Origin of the sequence: Streptosporangium saharense (assembly GCF_014203715.1) — a bacterium.
Taxonomy (GTDB): domain Bacteria; phylum Actinomycetota; class Actinomycetes; order Streptosporangiales; family Streptosporangiaceae; genus Streptosporangium; species Streptosporangium saharense.
Map to the genome: position 1 here is coordinate 973,444 of NZ_JACHJP010000002.1, position 16,217 is coordinate 989,660.

Annotated in this window: 12 protein-coding genes; 1 reads left to right on the forward strand and 11 read right to left on the reverse strand. The window is 71.6% G+C overall.

Features of this window, described 5'->3' with window-relative positions; genetic code table 11:
- The 11 genes from FHS44_RS13335 to FHS44_RS13385 all read right to left on the reverse strand — a co-directional run bounded on the left by FHS44_RS13335 (position 1) and on the right by FHS44_RS13385 (position 14,024).
- Positions 1-1,086: a branched-chain amino acid aminotransferase gene (locus FHS44_RS13335; protein ID WP_184714279.1), complete on the reverse strand. Its 1,086-nt coding sequence runs from the start codon at positions 1,084-1,086 to the stop codon at positions 1-3.
- 24 nt (positions 1,087-1,110) lie between these two features.
- Positions 1,111-2,358: a beta-ketoacyl-[acyl-carrier-protein] synthase family protein gene (locus tag FHS44_RS13340; protein WP_184714280.1), complete on the reverse strand. Its 1,248-nt coding sequence runs from the start codon at positions 2,356-2,358 to the stop codon at positions 1,111-1,113.
- Positions 2,351-4,411: an oxidoreductase gene (locus FHS44_RS13345; RefSeq protein ID WP_184714281.1), complete on the reverse strand. Its 2,061-nt coding sequence runs from the start codon at positions 4,409-4,411 to the stop codon at positions 2,351-2,353. The genes FHS44_RS13340 and FHS44_RS13345 overlap by 8 nt, the downstream gene beginning before the upstream one ends.
- Positions 4,404-5,207, reverse strand: a complete 804-nt coding sequence (locus FHS44_RS13350) for an SDR family oxidoreductase (RefSeq protein ID WP_184714282.1) — start codon at positions 5,205-5,207, stop codon at positions 4,404-4,406. The genes FHS44_RS13345 and FHS44_RS13350 overlap by 8 nt, the downstream gene beginning before the upstream one ends.
- Positions 5,204-6,349 (reverse strand): acyl-CoA dehydrogenase family protein, encoded by a 1,146-nt coding sequence (locus FHS44_RS13355; RefSeq protein WP_184714283.1) that lies wholly within the window; start codon positions 6,347-6,349, stop codon positions 5,204-5,206. The genes FHS44_RS13350 and FHS44_RS13355 overlap by 4 nt, the downstream gene beginning before the upstream one ends.
- Positions 6,349-9,315 carry a 3-phosphoshikimate 1-carboxyvinyltransferase gene (aroA, locus tag FHS44_RS13360; RefSeq protein WP_184714284.1) on the reverse strand — a complete coding sequence of 989 codons (2,967 nt, stop codon included), beginning with the start codon at positions 9,313-9,315 and terminating at the stop codon, positions 6,349-6,351. The genes FHS44_RS13355 and aroA overlap by 1 nt, the downstream gene beginning before the upstream one ends.
- A gap of 62 nt (positions 9,316-9,377) precedes the next feature.
- A complete protein-coding gene (locus tag FHS44_RS13365) occupies positions 9,378-10,184 on the reverse strand; it encodes an SDR family oxidoreductase (RefSeq protein ID WP_221460678.1) in 807 nt (268 codons plus the stop codon).
- 45 nt (positions 10,185-10,229) lie between these two features.
- Complete coding sequence (locus tag FHS44_RS13370; protein WP_184714286.1) at positions 10,230-10,514, reverse strand: acyl carrier protein; 285 nt, start codon at positions 10,512-10,514, stop codon at positions 10,230-10,232.
- A gap of 19 nt (positions 10,515-10,533) precedes the next feature.
- Complete coding sequence (locus FHS44_RS13375) at positions 10,534-11,682, reverse strand: radical SAM family protein (protein WP_184714287.1); 1,149 nt, start codon at positions 11,680-11,682, stop codon at positions 10,534-10,536.
- 2 nt (positions 11,683-11,684) lie between these two features.
- Positions 11,685-12,422 carry a Phenylacetic acid catabolic protein gene (locus FHS44_RS42330; RefSeq protein WP_221460679.1) on the reverse strand — a complete coding sequence of 246 codons (738 nt, stop codon included), beginning with the start codon at positions 12,420-12,422 and terminating at the stop codon, positions 11,685-11,687.
- A 384-nt stretch (positions 12,423-12,806) separates the two neighbouring features.
- Positions 12,807-14,024, reverse strand: a complete 1,218-nt coding sequence (locus tag FHS44_RS13385; RefSeq protein ID WP_184714288.1) for a cytochrome P450 — start codon at positions 14,022-14,024, stop codon at positions 12,807-12,809.
- Between the two features lie 338 nt (positions 14,025-14,362).
- On the opposite strand from FHS44_RS13385, the gene FHS44_RS13390 reads away from it, so the two are divergent.
- Positions 14,363-16,183 (forward strand): AMP-binding protein, encoded by a 1,821-nt coding sequence (locus FHS44_RS13390; protein ID WP_184714289.1) that lies wholly within the window; start codon positions 14,363-14,365, stop codon positions 16,181-16,183.
- Positions 16,184-16,217 lie beyond the last annotated feature (34 nt).

A 16,217-nucleotide genomic window follows, 5' to 3' on the forward strand; every position in this document is an offset into this window, starting at 1 on the left:
CTAAATCACCCGGCGCAGCCAGTTGCGGGTGTCGGGGGCCTGGCCGTACTGGATGTTCAGAATGTGGTTTCTCAAATTCGTCGTCACTTCCCCGGGAATTCCCCCGCCGACGGACTGCTCGTATTCCCTTCCCTTGAATCCGAGAATGGGGGTGATGACCGCGGCGGTTCCCGAGGCGAACAGCTCGGTGATCTCCCCGCTGGCGCAGCCCTCGCGCAACTGGGCGAGGCTGACCTGCCGCTGCGCGGGCTTGAGGCCGTGCTCGGCTGCCAGTTCGAGCACGCTGTCCCTGGTCACGCCGTCGAGGATCGTGCCCAGGCCCGGCGTGACCAGCTCGCCGTCGGCGGTGACCAGGAAGAGGTTCATGGTGCCCGACTCCTCCAGGTAGCGTTCCTCGTCGTCGCTGAGGTAGAGCACCTGGTCGCAGCCGTTCTCCTGGGCCTCGACCTGCGCGGCGAGGCTGGAGGCGTAGTTGCCGCCGCACTTGGCGGCACCGGTGCCGCCCTTGCCCGCTCGGGCGTAGTTCTCGCTGACCCACAGCGTGACGCCGCTGAGGCCGGAGGAGAAGTAGGAGGCGGCAGGGGAGGCGATGACGCCGTAGGTGACCTGCGCGGCCGGGCGCACGCCGAGGAAGGCCTCGGAGCCGAACATGAAGGGCCGGAGATACAGGCTCCGCCCGCCCTCGTGCGGCGGCACCCACGCCTCGTCGGCGCGCACGAGCGCCTCGACGCTCTCGACGAAGAGTTCTTCGGAGAGCACGGGAAGGGCCAGTCTCCGCGCCGAGTTCACAAAACGGCGCGCGTTCAGGTCGGGCCGGAAGAGCCAGATGCTCCCGTCGTCGTGCCGGAACGCCTTGAGGCCCTCGAAAATCTCCTGGGCGTAATGCAGAACGGCGGAACCCGGGTGCAGCGAAATGGGTTCGAGAGCGGTTACCCGAAAGTCGTGCCAGCCGCCTTCCTTCGTCCACGTGGCGGAGGCCATGTGGTCGGTGAAGAAACGGCCGAAACCCGGAGCAGCGAGGATTTCCTCCCGCTCGGCGGCGGGAAGGGGATGTGTTGTGGGAAGGAGCTGGAAACCAGCGTTCATGCATGCCTCCTGTCGGGTGTCGACTTATTCTAGGGCGCTGAACACGGCCACGCAGTTCTGGCCCCCGAAGCCGAAGGCGTTGGTGGCCGCGACACGGACGCCTGTCCGGCGCGCCACGCCGGGGACGTAGTCGAGGTCACAGGCGGGGTCGGGAACCTCCAGGTTGATCGTCGGCGGCACGGTCCCGTCGCGGATCGCCATCGCGCACACCATCGCCCCCAGGGAGCCCGCCGCCCCGATGAGGTGGCCGACCATCGACTTGGGGGCGCTGACGGCGACCCGGTCCGCGGCGGGTCCGAGCGCGGCGCGGATGGCCCTGGTCTCGGTGACGTCGTTGGCGGCGGTCGAGGTGCCGTGCGCGCAGACGTAGTCGAGGTCGCCCGGCTGGACGCCCGCGCGCCGCAGCGCCTGACCGATCGCCTCGGCCGCGTGCCCGCCGTACGGGTCGGGGGCGCTGATGTGGAAGGCGTCGCAGGTCAGCGCGCCGCCCGCTATCGCGGCGTACGGCGTGACCCCGCGTCTGGCGGCGTGCTCGGCCGACTCGACGACCATGATCACGGCCCCCTCCCCGAAGACGAACCCGTCCCGGTCGGCGGAGAAGGGCCTGCTGGCGCCCTGAGGGTCGTCGTTGCGCTCCGACATCGCGCCCATGCCGACCAGGCCCGCGAACATCACCGGGGTGATCGCGGCGTCCGTCCCTCCGCAGACGACCGCGTCGGCCTCCCCGGCGAGGATGAGGCGCCGCGCGTCGAGCAGGGCGTACAGGCCGCTGGCGCAGGCCAGCGCGCTGGCGTTGACCGGGCCGTGCGCGCCGAGGTCGATTGCCGTCTCGCAGGCGGGCATGTTGGTGAGCGAGGACGGCACGAAGTAGCTGTTGGGCGTGACCGGCCCCGAGGGATCGAGCAGTCCCCTGGTCGCCGTCTCGACCGTGTCGAACCCGGCGACGGCGGCGTTGACCACCACCCCGATCCTGGCGGCGTTGTCCTGGCCGATCTCCAGTTTGGCGTCGGCGACGGCCTCGCGCGCCGCGGCGACCGCGAACTGGGAGAAGCGCGCCGAGCGGCGGACCCGTTTGGCGTCGAGGTAGGCGGCCGGGTCGAAGCCCCTGACCTCCGCCGCGATCCTGGTCGGCAGCGCGCTCGCGTCGAACGCGGTGACGGGGCCGACGCCGGAGCGTCCGGCCAGCAGGTTGCGCCAGGTCTCCTCCCTGCCGATGCCGACCGGGGTGACCGCGCCGATCCCGGTGATCACCACCTCGTGCCCGTTACCCATTGACAGTCCCTCCACGGTTTCCGAGACCCGCCGGCTCAGGCGCGCCGGGTCCCCGCTCGTCGAACTCGGCCGCGGCGGCGAACCCCTCGGCGAAGGCCCGCACCGCGTCGAGCCCGTCGGCGTCCCTGGCGCCGCCGACGACGCGGTGCCACACCCCCGCCGCCTCCGCGAGCGCGGGCACCGTCCCGTCGGTGACCTGGCCCGCGGCGACGACGACCGTCTCGGCCTCGACGAGCCGTTCCGTGCCGTCCTGGTCGGTGACCCACACCCCCTCGGGGGTGATCCGCCGGTAGGTCACCCCACGCACGATCCGCACGCCCTGCTCGCGCAGTTCGGCGAGCACCGCCCACCGGGTTGACCTGCCGGTGCGCTCCGCGACGCGGGTGCCGCGCTGCAGGAGGGTGACCTCGGCCCGTACGGTGACCGGCACGGGACCGTCCACGAGACCGTGGCGGCGCAGGAACCGTTCGCCCTCCCCGAGCGGGCCGTGGCCCCTGGTGAGCAGGTGGGCCAGGTCGACGGCGACGCCGCCACCCCCGACGATCGCGACCCTCCCTTCCAAAGGGCATGCGAACGCCTCGGGGTAGGTGAGCACGTGCGGCAGGTCGGCGCCGGGAATGTCCACCCGACGTGGGCGGGCCCCGCTGGCGACGATCACCCCGTCGTAGGAGCGCAGCAGGTCGAGGTCGTCGGCGCCGATCGGGTGGCCGAGGTGGACGCGCACCCCGAGGCTGTCGAGTTCGGCGGCGAAGTAGGCGACCGTCTCGCCGTAGTCGGCCTTGCCGGGCACCTTCCGTGCCATGCGGAACTGGCCGCCGAGGGCGTCGGCGGCCTCGTGGAGTTCGACGCGGTGCCCGGCGAGCGCCGCCCTCCTCGCGGCCTGCAGCCCGGCCGGTCCACCGCCGACGACCGCGACGCGGCGGGGCCGTACGGAACGGACGAGTGTGAGCGTCTCGCGGCCCGCCCTGGGGTTGACCATGCACGAGACCTCGCGCTCGGTCAGTGAGTTGTCGATACACGCCTGGTTGCAGGCCAGGCAGACGTTCACCGGGCGGCCCTGCCTGGTGGCGGCGACCAGGTCGGCGTCGGCGAGGAAGGGACGGGCCATGGAGACCAGGTCGATCGGGGTCCCCGCGAGGATCGCCTCTGCGGTCTCCAGGCGGTTGACCCGGTTGCCCGCGATGACGGGCAGGTCGCCGACCGCCTCCTTCACCCGGACGGCGAACGGCGTCCACACCCCCGGCGGCACGACGGCCTGCACGCTGGGCACCGGGGACTCGTGCCAGCCGATCCCGACGTTGAGCGCGTCCGCCCCGGCCCCGGCGAGCGCGCGGGCGAAGGCGAGCACGTCCTCCTGCGGGGTGCCGCCGTCCATCAGGTCGATCCCGGTGAGGCGGAAGACCACCGGGAACCCCTCCCCCGCCGCCGCGCGGACCGCCCGGGTCACCTCCACGCCGAAGCGCGCCCGCCGTACGGCGTCGCCACCCCACTCGTCGTCGCGGAGGTTGGTCAGCGGCGAGAGGAACTGGTCGACGAGGTATCCCTCGGACCCCATCACCTCCACCGCGTCGAACCCGAGATCCCGCGCGAGCGCGGCGCCCCGCGCGAAGTCCTCGACGGTCTCACGGACCTGTCCAGCGGTCATGGCGTACGGCTCGCGGCCGGAGAAGCGGCTGTACACGGCGGAGGGCGCGACCGGGGGCGGGCCGGAGGGCGCGGGCCGCGCGTAACGGCCCGCGTGGAACAGTTGCAGCGCTATCAGGCCGCCCGCCTCGTGCACCCGGTCGGTGACCCGCCGCAGCCTGGCGTGGAAGGCGGCGTCGCCGAGCACGCCGTAGTCAGGACCTCCGGAGCCCTCGGCGTTCACGGCGGCGCCGCCGGTGACCATCAGCCCGGCGCCGCCCCTGGCCCGCTCGGCGTAGAAGGCGGCCAGCGCGGCGCCGCCGTCGTCGCGGGCCTCGAAGCCGAGGTGCATCGCGCCCATGACGACGCGGTGCGGGAGTTCGAGCCGCCCGATCCGCCCCGGGGACAGGACGTGCCGCAGGTCAGTCATCCCAGGCCAGCGGGGGTGTCAGGTCCTCGTGGAAGGGCGGCGCGACCACCGACAGGCCGCCGTCCACCACGAGGGTCTGCCCGGTGACGTACTCGGAGGCGGGCGAGAGCAGGAACGCGACGCAGTCGGCGACCTCCTGCGCGGTTCCCATCCGCGCCTTGGGGACCTTGGACAGCACGCCGGGCAGCGGCGCCATCCCGGGGAGGTTGTAGAAGTACTCCGAGGAGTCGGACTCGATGATGCCGCCGTTGACCGCGTTGACGTTGACGCCCTTCGGCGCGAACTCCACGGCCATGTAGCGCACCCACGCCTCGATCGCCGCCTTGGCGGCCCCGAGGTTGGCGTAGGTCGGGTAGGCGCGGATGCTGCCGTAGCTCGACAGCGCGACGATCCGCCCGCTCCCGGGCATCAGCCGTACGGCGTGCTGGGCGCCGAGCACGAAGGCGCGCACGTTCATCGCGTAGGAGCGGTCGAGGTGGTGCTGCCTGAGGTCGGCGATGTTCTTGAACGCGCTGGCCGCCGCGTTGCAGACGAAGTAGTCGACCCTGCCGAAGGTGTCGCTGACCGTGCCGAAGAGCCTGTCGATCTCCTCGGGCTGCTCGACGTCTGCCTGCACGGCCAGCGCCCTGCCGCCCGCCTGCTCGATCTCCTTGCAGGTCTGCTCGGCCAGGGCGGTGTTCTTCTTGTAGTTGACCACGACCGTGGCGCCGTCCGCCGCGAGGGTGAGCGCCAGGGCCCGCCCGATGCCGCGTGAGCTTCCGGTGATCACGGCGATCCTGTCCCGGTGGTCGCTCATCGGCCCGCCCCCAGCACGTCCCTGGCGATCACGGTCTTCTGGATCTCGTTGGTGCCCTCCTCGAACCTCTGGGCCCGCGCGTCCCGGTAGACCCGTTCGATGGGACTCGACTCCCAGTAGCCGATGCCGCCGTGCACCTGGAGCGCCTTGTCGGTGACCCGGGTGAGCATGTCGACGGCGGTGAGCTTGGCCATCGACGACAGCGTGCCCGCCCGTCCGTCGCCGTCCTCCCACTGCCGGGCCGCGTACAGGGTGAGCTGCCGGGCTGCCTCGATGTCGGCGGCGTTCTCGGCGAGGGCGAACGAGATCGCCTGCCGGGCGGCCAGCGGCTTGCCGAAGGTGTGGCGTTCTGCGGCGTGTTCTACCGCGAGTTCCTGCGCCCTCCTGGCCAGGCCGACGCAGGTCGTCGCGACCGCGATCCTGCTGGGGGTGAGGAACCCGCCGAGCGCGACCTCCAGGCCCTGGCCCTCCTCGCCGAGCCGGTTGGCGACCGGGACCGGGGTCCTGTCGAAGGTCAGCCTGGCGTGGTCGGTGCCGCGCACGCCCATGGTGTCCGGCATGGCCTCGACCGTCACGCCGGGTGAGCCGCGTTCGACAAGCAGCGCGACCGTCCCCTCCTTGCCTGCGGTGCCCTCAAGCCGCGCGAACAGCAGCCAGTAGTCGCAGCTCACGCCGAAGGTGATCAGGTGTTTCCTGCCGGACAGGAAGTAGGTGTCGCCCTCGCGGGTCACCCTGGCGCGCAGGTCGGCGCCGGTGCCCGCGTCGGGTTCTGTCAGCGTGAAGGCGACCCGGAGGTCCCCGGCGACCTGCGGCAGCACGAACTCCTTGCGCTGTTCCTCGGTGGCGAAGCGGTCCATGGACCGCCACACACCGTTGCACACGTGCACGATCATCCGTACCGAGGCGTGCGACATGGAGACCAGTTCGAGGACTTCCAGGTAGCGGGAGAAGGGCACGCCGTGCCCGCCGTACTCGACGGGGGCGGCCAGGCGCAGCAGGCCACGTCCGCGCAGGTCGTCCCAGAGCCTCGCGGGGACGGCGCGGGTCCGTTCGATCTCGGCCGCGTACTCCTCGCCGGGGCCGCGGACGAACGCCTCGACCTCCTTGAGCAGCGCCGGGAAGGCGCTCTCACCGCTCCACATCACCCATGCACCTCACTGTTGTTGATCAATCGCCTCGCCCGTTCACGCAGCAGAAACTTCTGCACCTTGCCCGCGGGGTTGCGGGGCAGCTCCCCGACGAGTTCGAGCCGTTCCGGCCAGTACTGCTTGGCCACCCGGCGTTCGTCGAGGAAGCGCCGCATCCCGGCGAGGTCGAGGTCGCCGGTCGCCACGACGTAGGCGCAGGCCCGCTCGCCGAGCCGTTCGTCGGGCATCGCGACGATCGCCACGTCGGCGACGGCCGGGTGGGTGTGCAGGAGCTGCTCGATCTCGGCGACCGGCACCTTCTCCCCGCCGCGGTTGATGACGTCCTTGACCCGCCCGGTGATGCGGACGAACCCGGCCTCGTCGATCACGGCGAGGTCGCCGCTGCGGTACCACCCGTCGGGCGTCATGGCCTGCGCGGTCTGCTCCGGCTGGTCGAGGTAGCCCTCGAACAGGCACTTGCCGGTGACCTCGAAGTTGCCCTCCTGGCCGGGGCCGAGCACCCGGCCCGCGTCGTCGGTGACGCGGACGCGCACCCCGGTCAGGGCGCGCCCATCCGTGCCCCACACCAGGGCCTCCTCGTCGCCGGGCGCGGCCAGGGTGCCCAGGCCGGTCTCCGTGGTGCCCCACGCCCCGCACACGGTGGCGCCGAGCGCGCGGGTGGCCCGCTCCGCCAGCGCGCGGGGTACGGCGGCGCCGGTCGCCACGAAGATCCGCAGCGCCTCTGGACGCCGTCCCGTCTCCTCGACCGCGCGCAGCAGGTCGCCGAGGAACGGGGTAGCCGCCTGGGTGAAGGTGCACTTCCAGCGGCGCAGCGCCTCAAGGGCGGCCCGGCCGTCCCAGACGGGTTGCAGGACCTGCGGGACGCCCAGCGCCATCGCCAGCCACATGCCGTAGAGGAACCCGGTCTGGTGGGCCAGCGGGGAGGGGACGAAGACCCGGTCGTCCTCGGTGAGGCCCAGGTGCCTGACCTCCATCATGGCGGCCCTGGTCAGCGCGTCCATCCGGTGCAGCACCCCCTTGGGGGCGCCGGAGGTACCCGAGGTGAACAGCAGTTGCGCCAGGGCGGTGGGCTCCGGCCCACGGGCGTCGATCGCGGCCCGTTCCGGGGGGCGCCCCGCCACGGCTTCCTCGAACCGGTGCCACCTGGTGCCTGTTTCCGTGCTGTACGGCCCCGCACCACCGACGACCACGACGTGGTCGAGTTTGGGCGCGTCCGGCAGCGCGAGCAGCCCGGCGACCTCGGCGGCGTGGTCGCGTCCCCGGAAGCGCTCCGCGACGACGAGGACCCGGGCCCGGGAGGCGCCCAGCATGAACGACATCTCCCGCTCACGGAAGATCGGCATGAGCGGACAGCACAGCGCCCCCACGCGGGCCGTGGCCAGGGCCAGGACGGGGAACTCCGCCCAGTTCGGTAGCTGCCAGGCGACCGGCTCGCCCGGTTCCACGCCGAGGTCGAGCAGCAGCGAGGCGGCGGCGTCGGCGCGCTCGTCCAGCTCCCGCCAGGTGACGACGCGCTCGGGACGGCCCTCGGAGGCGGTCTCGACCAGCGCGGTTCCGTACGGCCGCCGCCTGGCCCAGCGCCGTACGAGCGCGCCGACGGGCGTGGCCGCCGTCCTGCCGGGGGCCGTCCCCGGGGTCCGTGCCGTCCGTGCCCCCCGCTCGGGGGCCTGCACCGACATGGACATGCCGACCGCGTTCATCTCGTTGAGGAAGCGCGGATAGGAGATCCGGTAGGCGTTGGGGTAGGTCAGCCTGCTCTCCCCGTCAGCCCTCGACGCGGCGACCGCGAGCGCCATCAGCACCCGGTGGTCGTTGAAGGACGACAGGTCGGCCGCGGCGAGGCTCTCGACGCCGTGGCACACCAGCCGTTCCCCGCGCAGTTCGAGCCGCGCCCCCATCCGGTTGAGCTGGAGCATCGCCGTCACCCGGTCCGACTCTTTGAGCCGCACGTGGGCCACGTTCTCCAGCACCGAGGTGCCCTCGGCGTGGCAGGCCAGGGCGCTCAGCACCGGCAGCGCGTCCGGCACCGTACGGCAGTCGACCGAGACGGGCGCCAGACGCAGCCCGTCGTGACGCACCCGCACGAAGCCGGTCTCCGGGTCGCGCAGCAGCGGCACCCCCATGCGGGTGAGGACGTCCAGCAGGTCCGCCTCCGGGTGGTCGGTCCCGGCGGCGTTTGTCGTGCGCAGGCCGCGCAGCAGCACGTCGGAGGGGTGCAGCGCGGTGGCCGCGATCCCGAACGCGGCAGAGCCGATGTCCGGCGGCAGGGTGACCGTCGCGGGACGCGCCCGCTGGCCCGGCTCGACGGCGAAGGTGCGGCCGTCGTCGCCGACCTCGACGGCCAGCCCGAAGCACCGCATCATCGACACGGTCAGGTCCACGTAGGAGCGCTCGTTGAACGGCCCGGTGACCTCGATGAGGCTGGGGCCCGTCGCGAAGGGCGCCAGGAGCAGCAGGCCGGAGATCCACTGCGACAGCGTGCCCGGCACGCTCACCCGCCCTCCCGAGGGCCGGTGCGGCAGGACCGAGATGGGCGGGCAGCCCGTCGGCGCCTCGGCGGTCACCCCGAGCGCGGCGAGCGCGTCGAGCAGCGGCCCGATCGGCCTGCGCCGGAAGTAGCGCTGCCCGGTGATCGTGACGGGCGCCTCCGCCAGGCAGGCCAGCGGGGTCAGGAAGTACAGGGTGGTGCCCGAGCTGCCGACCGAGACCACGCCGTCTTCAGGCCGATACGGCCCGCCCTCGACGACGAAGGTGTCCCCCTCGGCCCTGATGGAGGTGCCGAGGCTCCGCAGCGCGGCGATGGTGTGGCGGACGTGCCCGGCGTCGGTCAGGCCGTGGATGCGGCTGGTCCCCGGCGCCAGGGAGGCGAGGATGAGAGCGCGGTGCGCGTGGTACTTCGAGACCGGGATGTCCAGCTCCCCGGCGAGCGGTCCGGCCGTTCCCTTGACGAGGAGACGCATGCCGTCCTCCTTCAACCAGTCGTGGCGGCCGGTCGCCGGGGATGTCGGCCCGTGCGCGGCGCTCACCGTGAGGCGGGGTGGGGGGTGCCGACGCCGCCGGTCACCGCGTGCATGCCGCCGTCGGCGTACAGCACCTGGCCGGTCGTGTATCTGGCGAGGTCGGAGAGCAGGAACAGCACCGCGCCGACCACCCGCGACGGGTCGTTGCGGTCCCAGCCGAGCGGCGCCCACCGCTCGTAGTGGTCGGCCAGGGCCCCGAAGCTGCTCACTCCGGAGGCCGAGACGGTCTCGACGGGACCCGCCGCGACCAGGTTCACCCGGATTCCCGAGGGCCCGAGGTAGAGGGCGAGGTACTGGGCGACCGACTCAAGGGCCGTCTTGTAGACGCCCATCCAGTCGTAGCCGGGCAGTGCCCTGCCGGTGTCCACGGTCATCGCGGCGATGGCGCCGCCGTTCTCCGCCTTGGCGAGCACCGGCGCGAACGCCTGGGCGAGCTGCTGCAGCGAGTAGGCGGAGACGCGGAAACCGTCGAGCGCGCTGGTGGCGGGGGTGGTCAGGAAGGCCGCGCCGAGCGCGTCGGCGGGCGCGTGGGCGACGCTGTGCAGCACGCCGTCGAGGCGGTCCCACCGCGCGGCCTCCTCGGCCACGGCCTGGAAGTGGGTGTCGTCGGTCATGTCCAGTTCGAGGACGTCCGCGGGCGACGGCAGCAGGGCCGCCGCCTTGCGGGTGACGCGCAGGGCACGCCCGAAGGAGGTGAGCACGACGTCGGCGCCCTGTGCCTGCAGCGCGGCGGCGACATGCCAGGCGATGGACTCCTCGTTGAGCACTCCGGTGATGAGGTACTTCCTGCCCGTGAAAAGTCCGGACACCTGCATGTCTCCGTTCGGGGGGTCTACGTCCTCACGCGGTGCGGGTCACTCCGCCTCAGTGGCCTCCGTGGCCTCCTGGGCGCCCGCGGCCCGTTCGGAGACGACGCGTTCGACGAGCTGGCCGAGGGTGATCCCGACCAGGTCGCGCCGGGGGATCACGACGCCGTAGTCGCGTTTGATCGAGGTCATCAGGTCGGCGACGTCGAGGGAGTCGATGTCCAGCTCGTCGAACCTGGCGTCGGCGTCGAGCGCGTCCTCCTCGACCCCGAGGTCGATGAGCTCCTTGTTGATGAAGTCCCGGATGGCGGACGGGGCGACCTCACTGGGCATGCTGTCTTTCCCTTCTGTCTCACTCGGCGGTTGCGGATGCGGTACGGCGCGCGAAGTTCGGCGAGTGACGCTGCGACCAGTACCACTGCCGCCAGTAGGCCTCGGCCAGGTCGACCCACGTCTCCAGTTGCTCGGGGCCGTCCAGGAACCGGTTGAGGCTGACGACCAGCCAGGTGTAGACGGCCTGGCTGTCGCGGCAGCCGCCGCAGTCGCCCGAGGTGCAGCAGAACTGCAGCGTCCGGTAGTCGGCGCCGTAGACCGCGAACCCGTCGATGACCGGGTGGCCGTTGGCGACCCGCGCGGCGTGCTCGGGCAGCTCGACGCTGATGCTGGGGCAGACGTCGTAGCCGAACCGGCCTCCCCAGTGGGTGCGCCCGGTGATGAGGGTCTCGATGAAGTAGGGGTGGGAGACCACGGTCTCGGGGAAGAGCTCCCTGACTCGCAGCGCCTCGGCGAGGGTCCTCTTCTCGTTCTCGATGCGCAGCGGGTTGTCGGTGCCGTGCGCGCTGTAGAAGTTGAAGGTGACCTGGTTGCCGTTGTCGGCGATGGCCCGCACGGTCGGCTCGACGTAGTCCAGGCCGTCCTCCGACAGCGCGAAGACGAACGTCACCCGGGGGTCGTCCCGGTAGTGCCCGAGCGCCTTCTCGAAGAGCCCGGTGAACGTCGAGCCGTTGGGCCGGTGCGCGCGCAGGTCGTCGTCGAGCGGGCCGCCGCCGAAGAGGCTGATCGCCACGGCGACGTTCTCGAACCCCTCCTTCGGCAGCGGCCGCAGCCCGTTGGTGGAGATGGTGATGTACGGCAGGCGCTCCACGAACGGCTGGACCCGGTTCAGCACCAGGGTCGGCTCGCCGCCGATCAGCGTGGCCTGGGTCACCCCCGAGGCGTCGAGCCGTTCGACGAACGCCCTGATCAGGCCGAGGTCGGAGGTCTCGGGCACGGCGGCGTCGAAGCCGCCCTCGAAGTACCAGCACCCCTTGCAGCGGATGTTGCAGGTGGTGGTCAGGTGGACCTCGCAGGCGCGGACCCGGCGGCCCATCTCACGGATGGCCTGGACGCGCTCGGCGAGGTCGGGCCGGTCGGCCAGCAGCTGGCGCAGCCGTACCTTGGCGGTGCGCCGGTCCGGCTCCGGCGGGTTGTAGGGGGCGAGGGTGAGCGGAACCGCGGCCATGGTCAGCCCACCTGCGTCGAGGGCACGCGCAGCCCGAGGTTGACCGCGCGGGCGGAGACGGTCTTGATCCACTGGTCGCGGGCCTCGGCGTTGGTCGTCTGGCGCAGGCCGTACCTGATGGCGAGCTGGGCGCGTTTGGAGTTGGGGTTGCCGAAGACGCCGACGAAGGTGGGCCACAGCCGGTCGAGCGCGGCCTGGAGCTGCTCCCTGCCCTCCTCGGTCGTGGCGAGGTTCCTGCACACCCGGGCGCCGTGGGCGATGTGCACCTTCTCGTCGAGGATGATGGTGCGCACCGCCTCGGCCCACGGTTTGTAGCTGCTGTCGGCGAACTCGCGGATCATCAGCAGCGCCGCCTCCTCGCCGATGTAGGAGAACACGCCGCGTTCGGCCCAGGTGGTGCAGGTGTGCAGCCCCTGGTCGGCGAACAGGTTGCGCTCGTCGAGCGACTGCTGCTCCATGTAGGTCGTGTCGACGCCGATGTCGGCGAGGATGCGCTTGCCGATCTTGTAGTGGTCGTACTCCTCGACCGCGCGCTCGGCGCAGACCTGACGCTCCTCGGCGTTCGGCGCCAGGGGGAGGAAGACCATGGTGTAGTCGTCGCCGCCGGACAGCTCACCCTCGGTGTTGATCATGATCTGGCTGATCAGCATCTTCTGGTAGTCGGCGGGCGCGCGATGGAATTCTTCGGGTGTTCGCACCACAAGCAATTCGTCGTCGAGAACCGCGACTTTCCGGGTCACCGTCACCCTCCAATGCCGAACAGGCCTGATGTTTCTCCAGAAGAAGTGCGCGAGCGGTAATTCTTATGACTCTGCAACCGGACCCGTGGTCCCGGTGCGCCCGTCGTCAACGCGATAAAAGAATCTCTGACAGGTCTTTGGTCGCAGGAATGCTAACACACGGTCAAGACCGATACCAGGGACCGTCCATAACCGCAGCGGGGCGTCCCGCTCTTTCGGTAAATCCCGAATTCTGTTCCGCCACTCTGGTAACACGCGTTTCACAGGTAACACGGAAAATAATGTTTGAAATCGTGGACCGGGTTTCGGACGGCTTTTTATCCGGATATCCGGCGCCGCCGATTCCGGACGGCCGGGGGACCGGAATTCTCCTGTCAGGGAATGTCAGGTGAGGCGCAGCGGCAGCCGCGCGACCCCCCTGAAGGTCGGGCTCCGCACCATGACCCGCTCCCCCGCGGCCTCCATGCCGTCGGTGCGTTCGAGCAGCAGCCGCAGAAACGTCGCGGCCTCAAGGCGGACCAGGGGCGCCCCGACGCAGAAGTGGATGCCGCTGCCGAAGGCCAGGTGCCCGTCGGGCGAACGCTCGATCGAGAAGCGGCCCGGGTCGTCCCAGCGGCGCGGGTCCCGGTTGGCCGCGGCGAAGGACAACTGCACCCGGGAGCCTCGGGGAATGCGCCGCCCGCCGATCTCGACGTCGTCCGTGGCGGTGCGGAAGACGCTCTGGACGGGCGGGTCGTACCTCAGCGTCTCCTCGATCGCCGCCTCCGCGAGCTCGGGGCGCTCGCGCAGCAGGCGGTGCTGGTCCGGGTTGTCCAGCAGCGCGGCGCACAGGTTGCCCAGCAGGTGCGTGGTCGTCTCGTTGCCGCCGACGAGCAGGGCCAGGCACAGCCAGACCAGTTCGTCGTCGCGCAGCTGCTCCTCGTTCGCGGCCAGCAGCTTCGAGATCAGGTCGTCGCCGGAGGGCCGTGCCCGCCGCTCGTCCAGGAGGGTGTGGAAGTAGACCGAGATGCTCGCCACGGCGGACAGCGCCCGCCTGGCGGCCAGCCGCCGCTCCGCGTCCCCCTCCTCGCCCGGGCCGGGTTGCGCCTTGAGCCTGGCGTTGGCGTTGAAGCCCTCGATCACCCCCTCCGACCACGTCTTGAACCGCTCGACGTCGTCGCCGGGGATGCCGAGCAGCGCGGCGATGACGCGCACCGGCAGCGGGACGAGCACCCGCCGGACGAGTTCGACCTCCCCCGCCGCCACGGCCTCCGCGACCAGCTCGGCGCAGATCCGCTCGACGAGCGGGCGCCACGTCCCGGCCGCGCGGGGCGTGAAGTCACGGCTGATCAGCCGGCGCAGCCGGGTGTGGTCCGGCGGATCGACGCCGAAGAGGATCGGCAGCCGCGAGCGGTCGTAGGCGATCCCGTCTGCCGAGGAGAAGCGCTCGTGGTCCTTCACCGCGGCGCGGACGTCGTCGTAGCGGGTCACGACCCACATGTCCCGCCGCGGCAGCCGGACCGGTTCCCCGGTGCGCAGGAGGTCGGCGTAGGCGGGATAAGGATCCGCCATGATCTCCGGTGAGAAGGGGTCGAAATCACTGTCGAGCGGTGTCGTGGTCATTACCCTGCCCTCCAGGGTCGAAATGGTCTCCGTGCCGACCGGCGCCCCTGCTCCCCGGCTGTCCCCGGTCCGGTGGATTCCCGGCAGGCAGAATGCCACGATAACCCGGATCGGCGCTGGGGGAACTGTTCTGTCGTTGACAGCGGGCTGTTTCGGGCGCATTCTCCGAGGGCGGTGTGAGGCCGCCGCGAAGAACCGCAACGCGTGGTCCCGCTTATCCGTTGACCGCCGTGGCGTCACTTCTTGCCGTCTACGGGGCGACGGACGAATATCACCGCGAGAAAAAGGGGACCGCACGGCGGCTGAACGGTCCGTGAATTGAACGGAGGCGTTCTTCGGTGTCCACGACCGATCTTGAGGCACAGGTGACGTCCATCTGCGCCAAGGCCCTCAACCGTTCCCGTCTCGGCCCCGACGACGACCTCATGGAAGCCGGGATGGACTCCCTCGTCGCCGTGGAGATCGTCACGCGCCTCGAACTGTCCTTCGGCGCGGACGTCGTCGACGTCATCTTCGAGACCCCCACGGTCAACCACCTCTGCGCCGCCGTACGGCGTGCCCTGCGTGAGGGCTCGGCGCGGCCCGTCACCCCGCCGGAGCCGGGCCCGGCCACCACCGGGTCCTCCCTCCCGGCCGCGACGACCCTGCTCGGCCTCGTCACCGAGGCCGCCGTGCGGTACGGCACGCGCCCCTACCTGCTGCCCGTCGAGCCGGAGAGCCGCGTCGTGACCTTCGCCGACGTGCTGACCTTCACCAGGGGCTGCGCGAGGCTGCTTGAGGAGCGCGGCGTCCCCGAGGGCGCGCGGGTGGCGATGGTCGCGCACAACTCGTCGCTGGCGGCGCTGCTGTTCCTCGGCGTCATCGCCTCGGGGCGGGTGCTCGTGCCGCTGAACCCGAAGGCCGGGGCCGCCGAACTGGAGACGCTCCTGACGCACTGCGGGCCCGCGCTCGTCCTCGGCCGCGAGGCCACGGCCGCCAAACTGCGCGAACGCCCCGAATGGGTCGGCACCGACGACGAGGAGTCCCTGCTGACCGACCTGCTCGCGCGGGGCGAGGCCCACGGCAACCGGCCGCTGCCGTCGAGGGCGGGCACGGCCGACGCCGAGATCGTCTACACCTCCGGCTCCACCGGCACCCCGAAGGGCGTCGTCCTGTCGCACCGCGCCCTGCTGTCCGGCTCCCGGTCCCTGGCCCGGTGGGCGGAGGCCGACTCCGAGGACGTCTTCCTCAACGTGGACCCGCTCTTCCACGCCGGTGGGCAGGTCTTCCCGACGCTGACCCCGCTGTGGTGCGGCGGCCGTACCGTGTGCGTGCGTTCCGAGGCGGCGATGGCGCGGTTCTGGGCCTACGTGGACCGCTACGACCCCACGTGGACTCTCGTGGTCAACGCCTACCTCGCCCATCTGGTCGAACGGCCGGAGCGACCGGCGAGGAACAGCCTCAAGGGCGTCCTCGCCGGGGGCTCGCCGCTCGCCGTCGAGCTCATCCACCGCTTCGAGGCCACCTTCGGCCTGCCCGTCCACCAGGTGTACGGCATGACCGAGATGGCCTCGATCACCACGGTCGAGCCGCGCGGCCGCGAGAGCGGCGAGCGCAGGAGCGCCGGGCTGCCGCTGGACTGCTCCCGGGTCCGCGTGGTCGGTCAGGACGGGCGTGACGTCGCGCCCGGCGAGAGCGGCGAGGTGCTGCTGACCGGGGAGAACATGTTCACCCGCTACGAGGACGCCCCCGGTCTCACCGAGAGACGACTCGACGACGGCTGGATCCGCACCGGCGACCTGGGGCGGCTGGACGAGCGCGGGGAGCTGTCGATCGTCGACCGCCTCGACAGCATGGTCATCGTCAACGGCGAGAACCTCTACCCCTCGGAGATCGAGGGCGTCGTCCCGCACCTTGGGGGCGTCCAGGACGCGGTGCTGGTGACGCTGCCGCACCCGGTGACGGGGGTGGAGCTGGTGCTCGTCTACACGCTGCTGCCCGGCGCGGGCGCCGACGCCGACGGCTGGCGCGCGACGCTGCTGAAGCACGTCAGCACCTTCAAGGTGCCGCGCAGGTTCGTCCCCGTCGGGGACCTCGGCCTCGACGCCTTCCCGAGGACCCCGCTCGGCAAGATCGTGCGGCCGGAGGTGCAGCGGCTGGCGACCGAGCACCTCTCGTGAGCCACGTCTCCTCCGGGCCCGGGCGCGTGCCGGG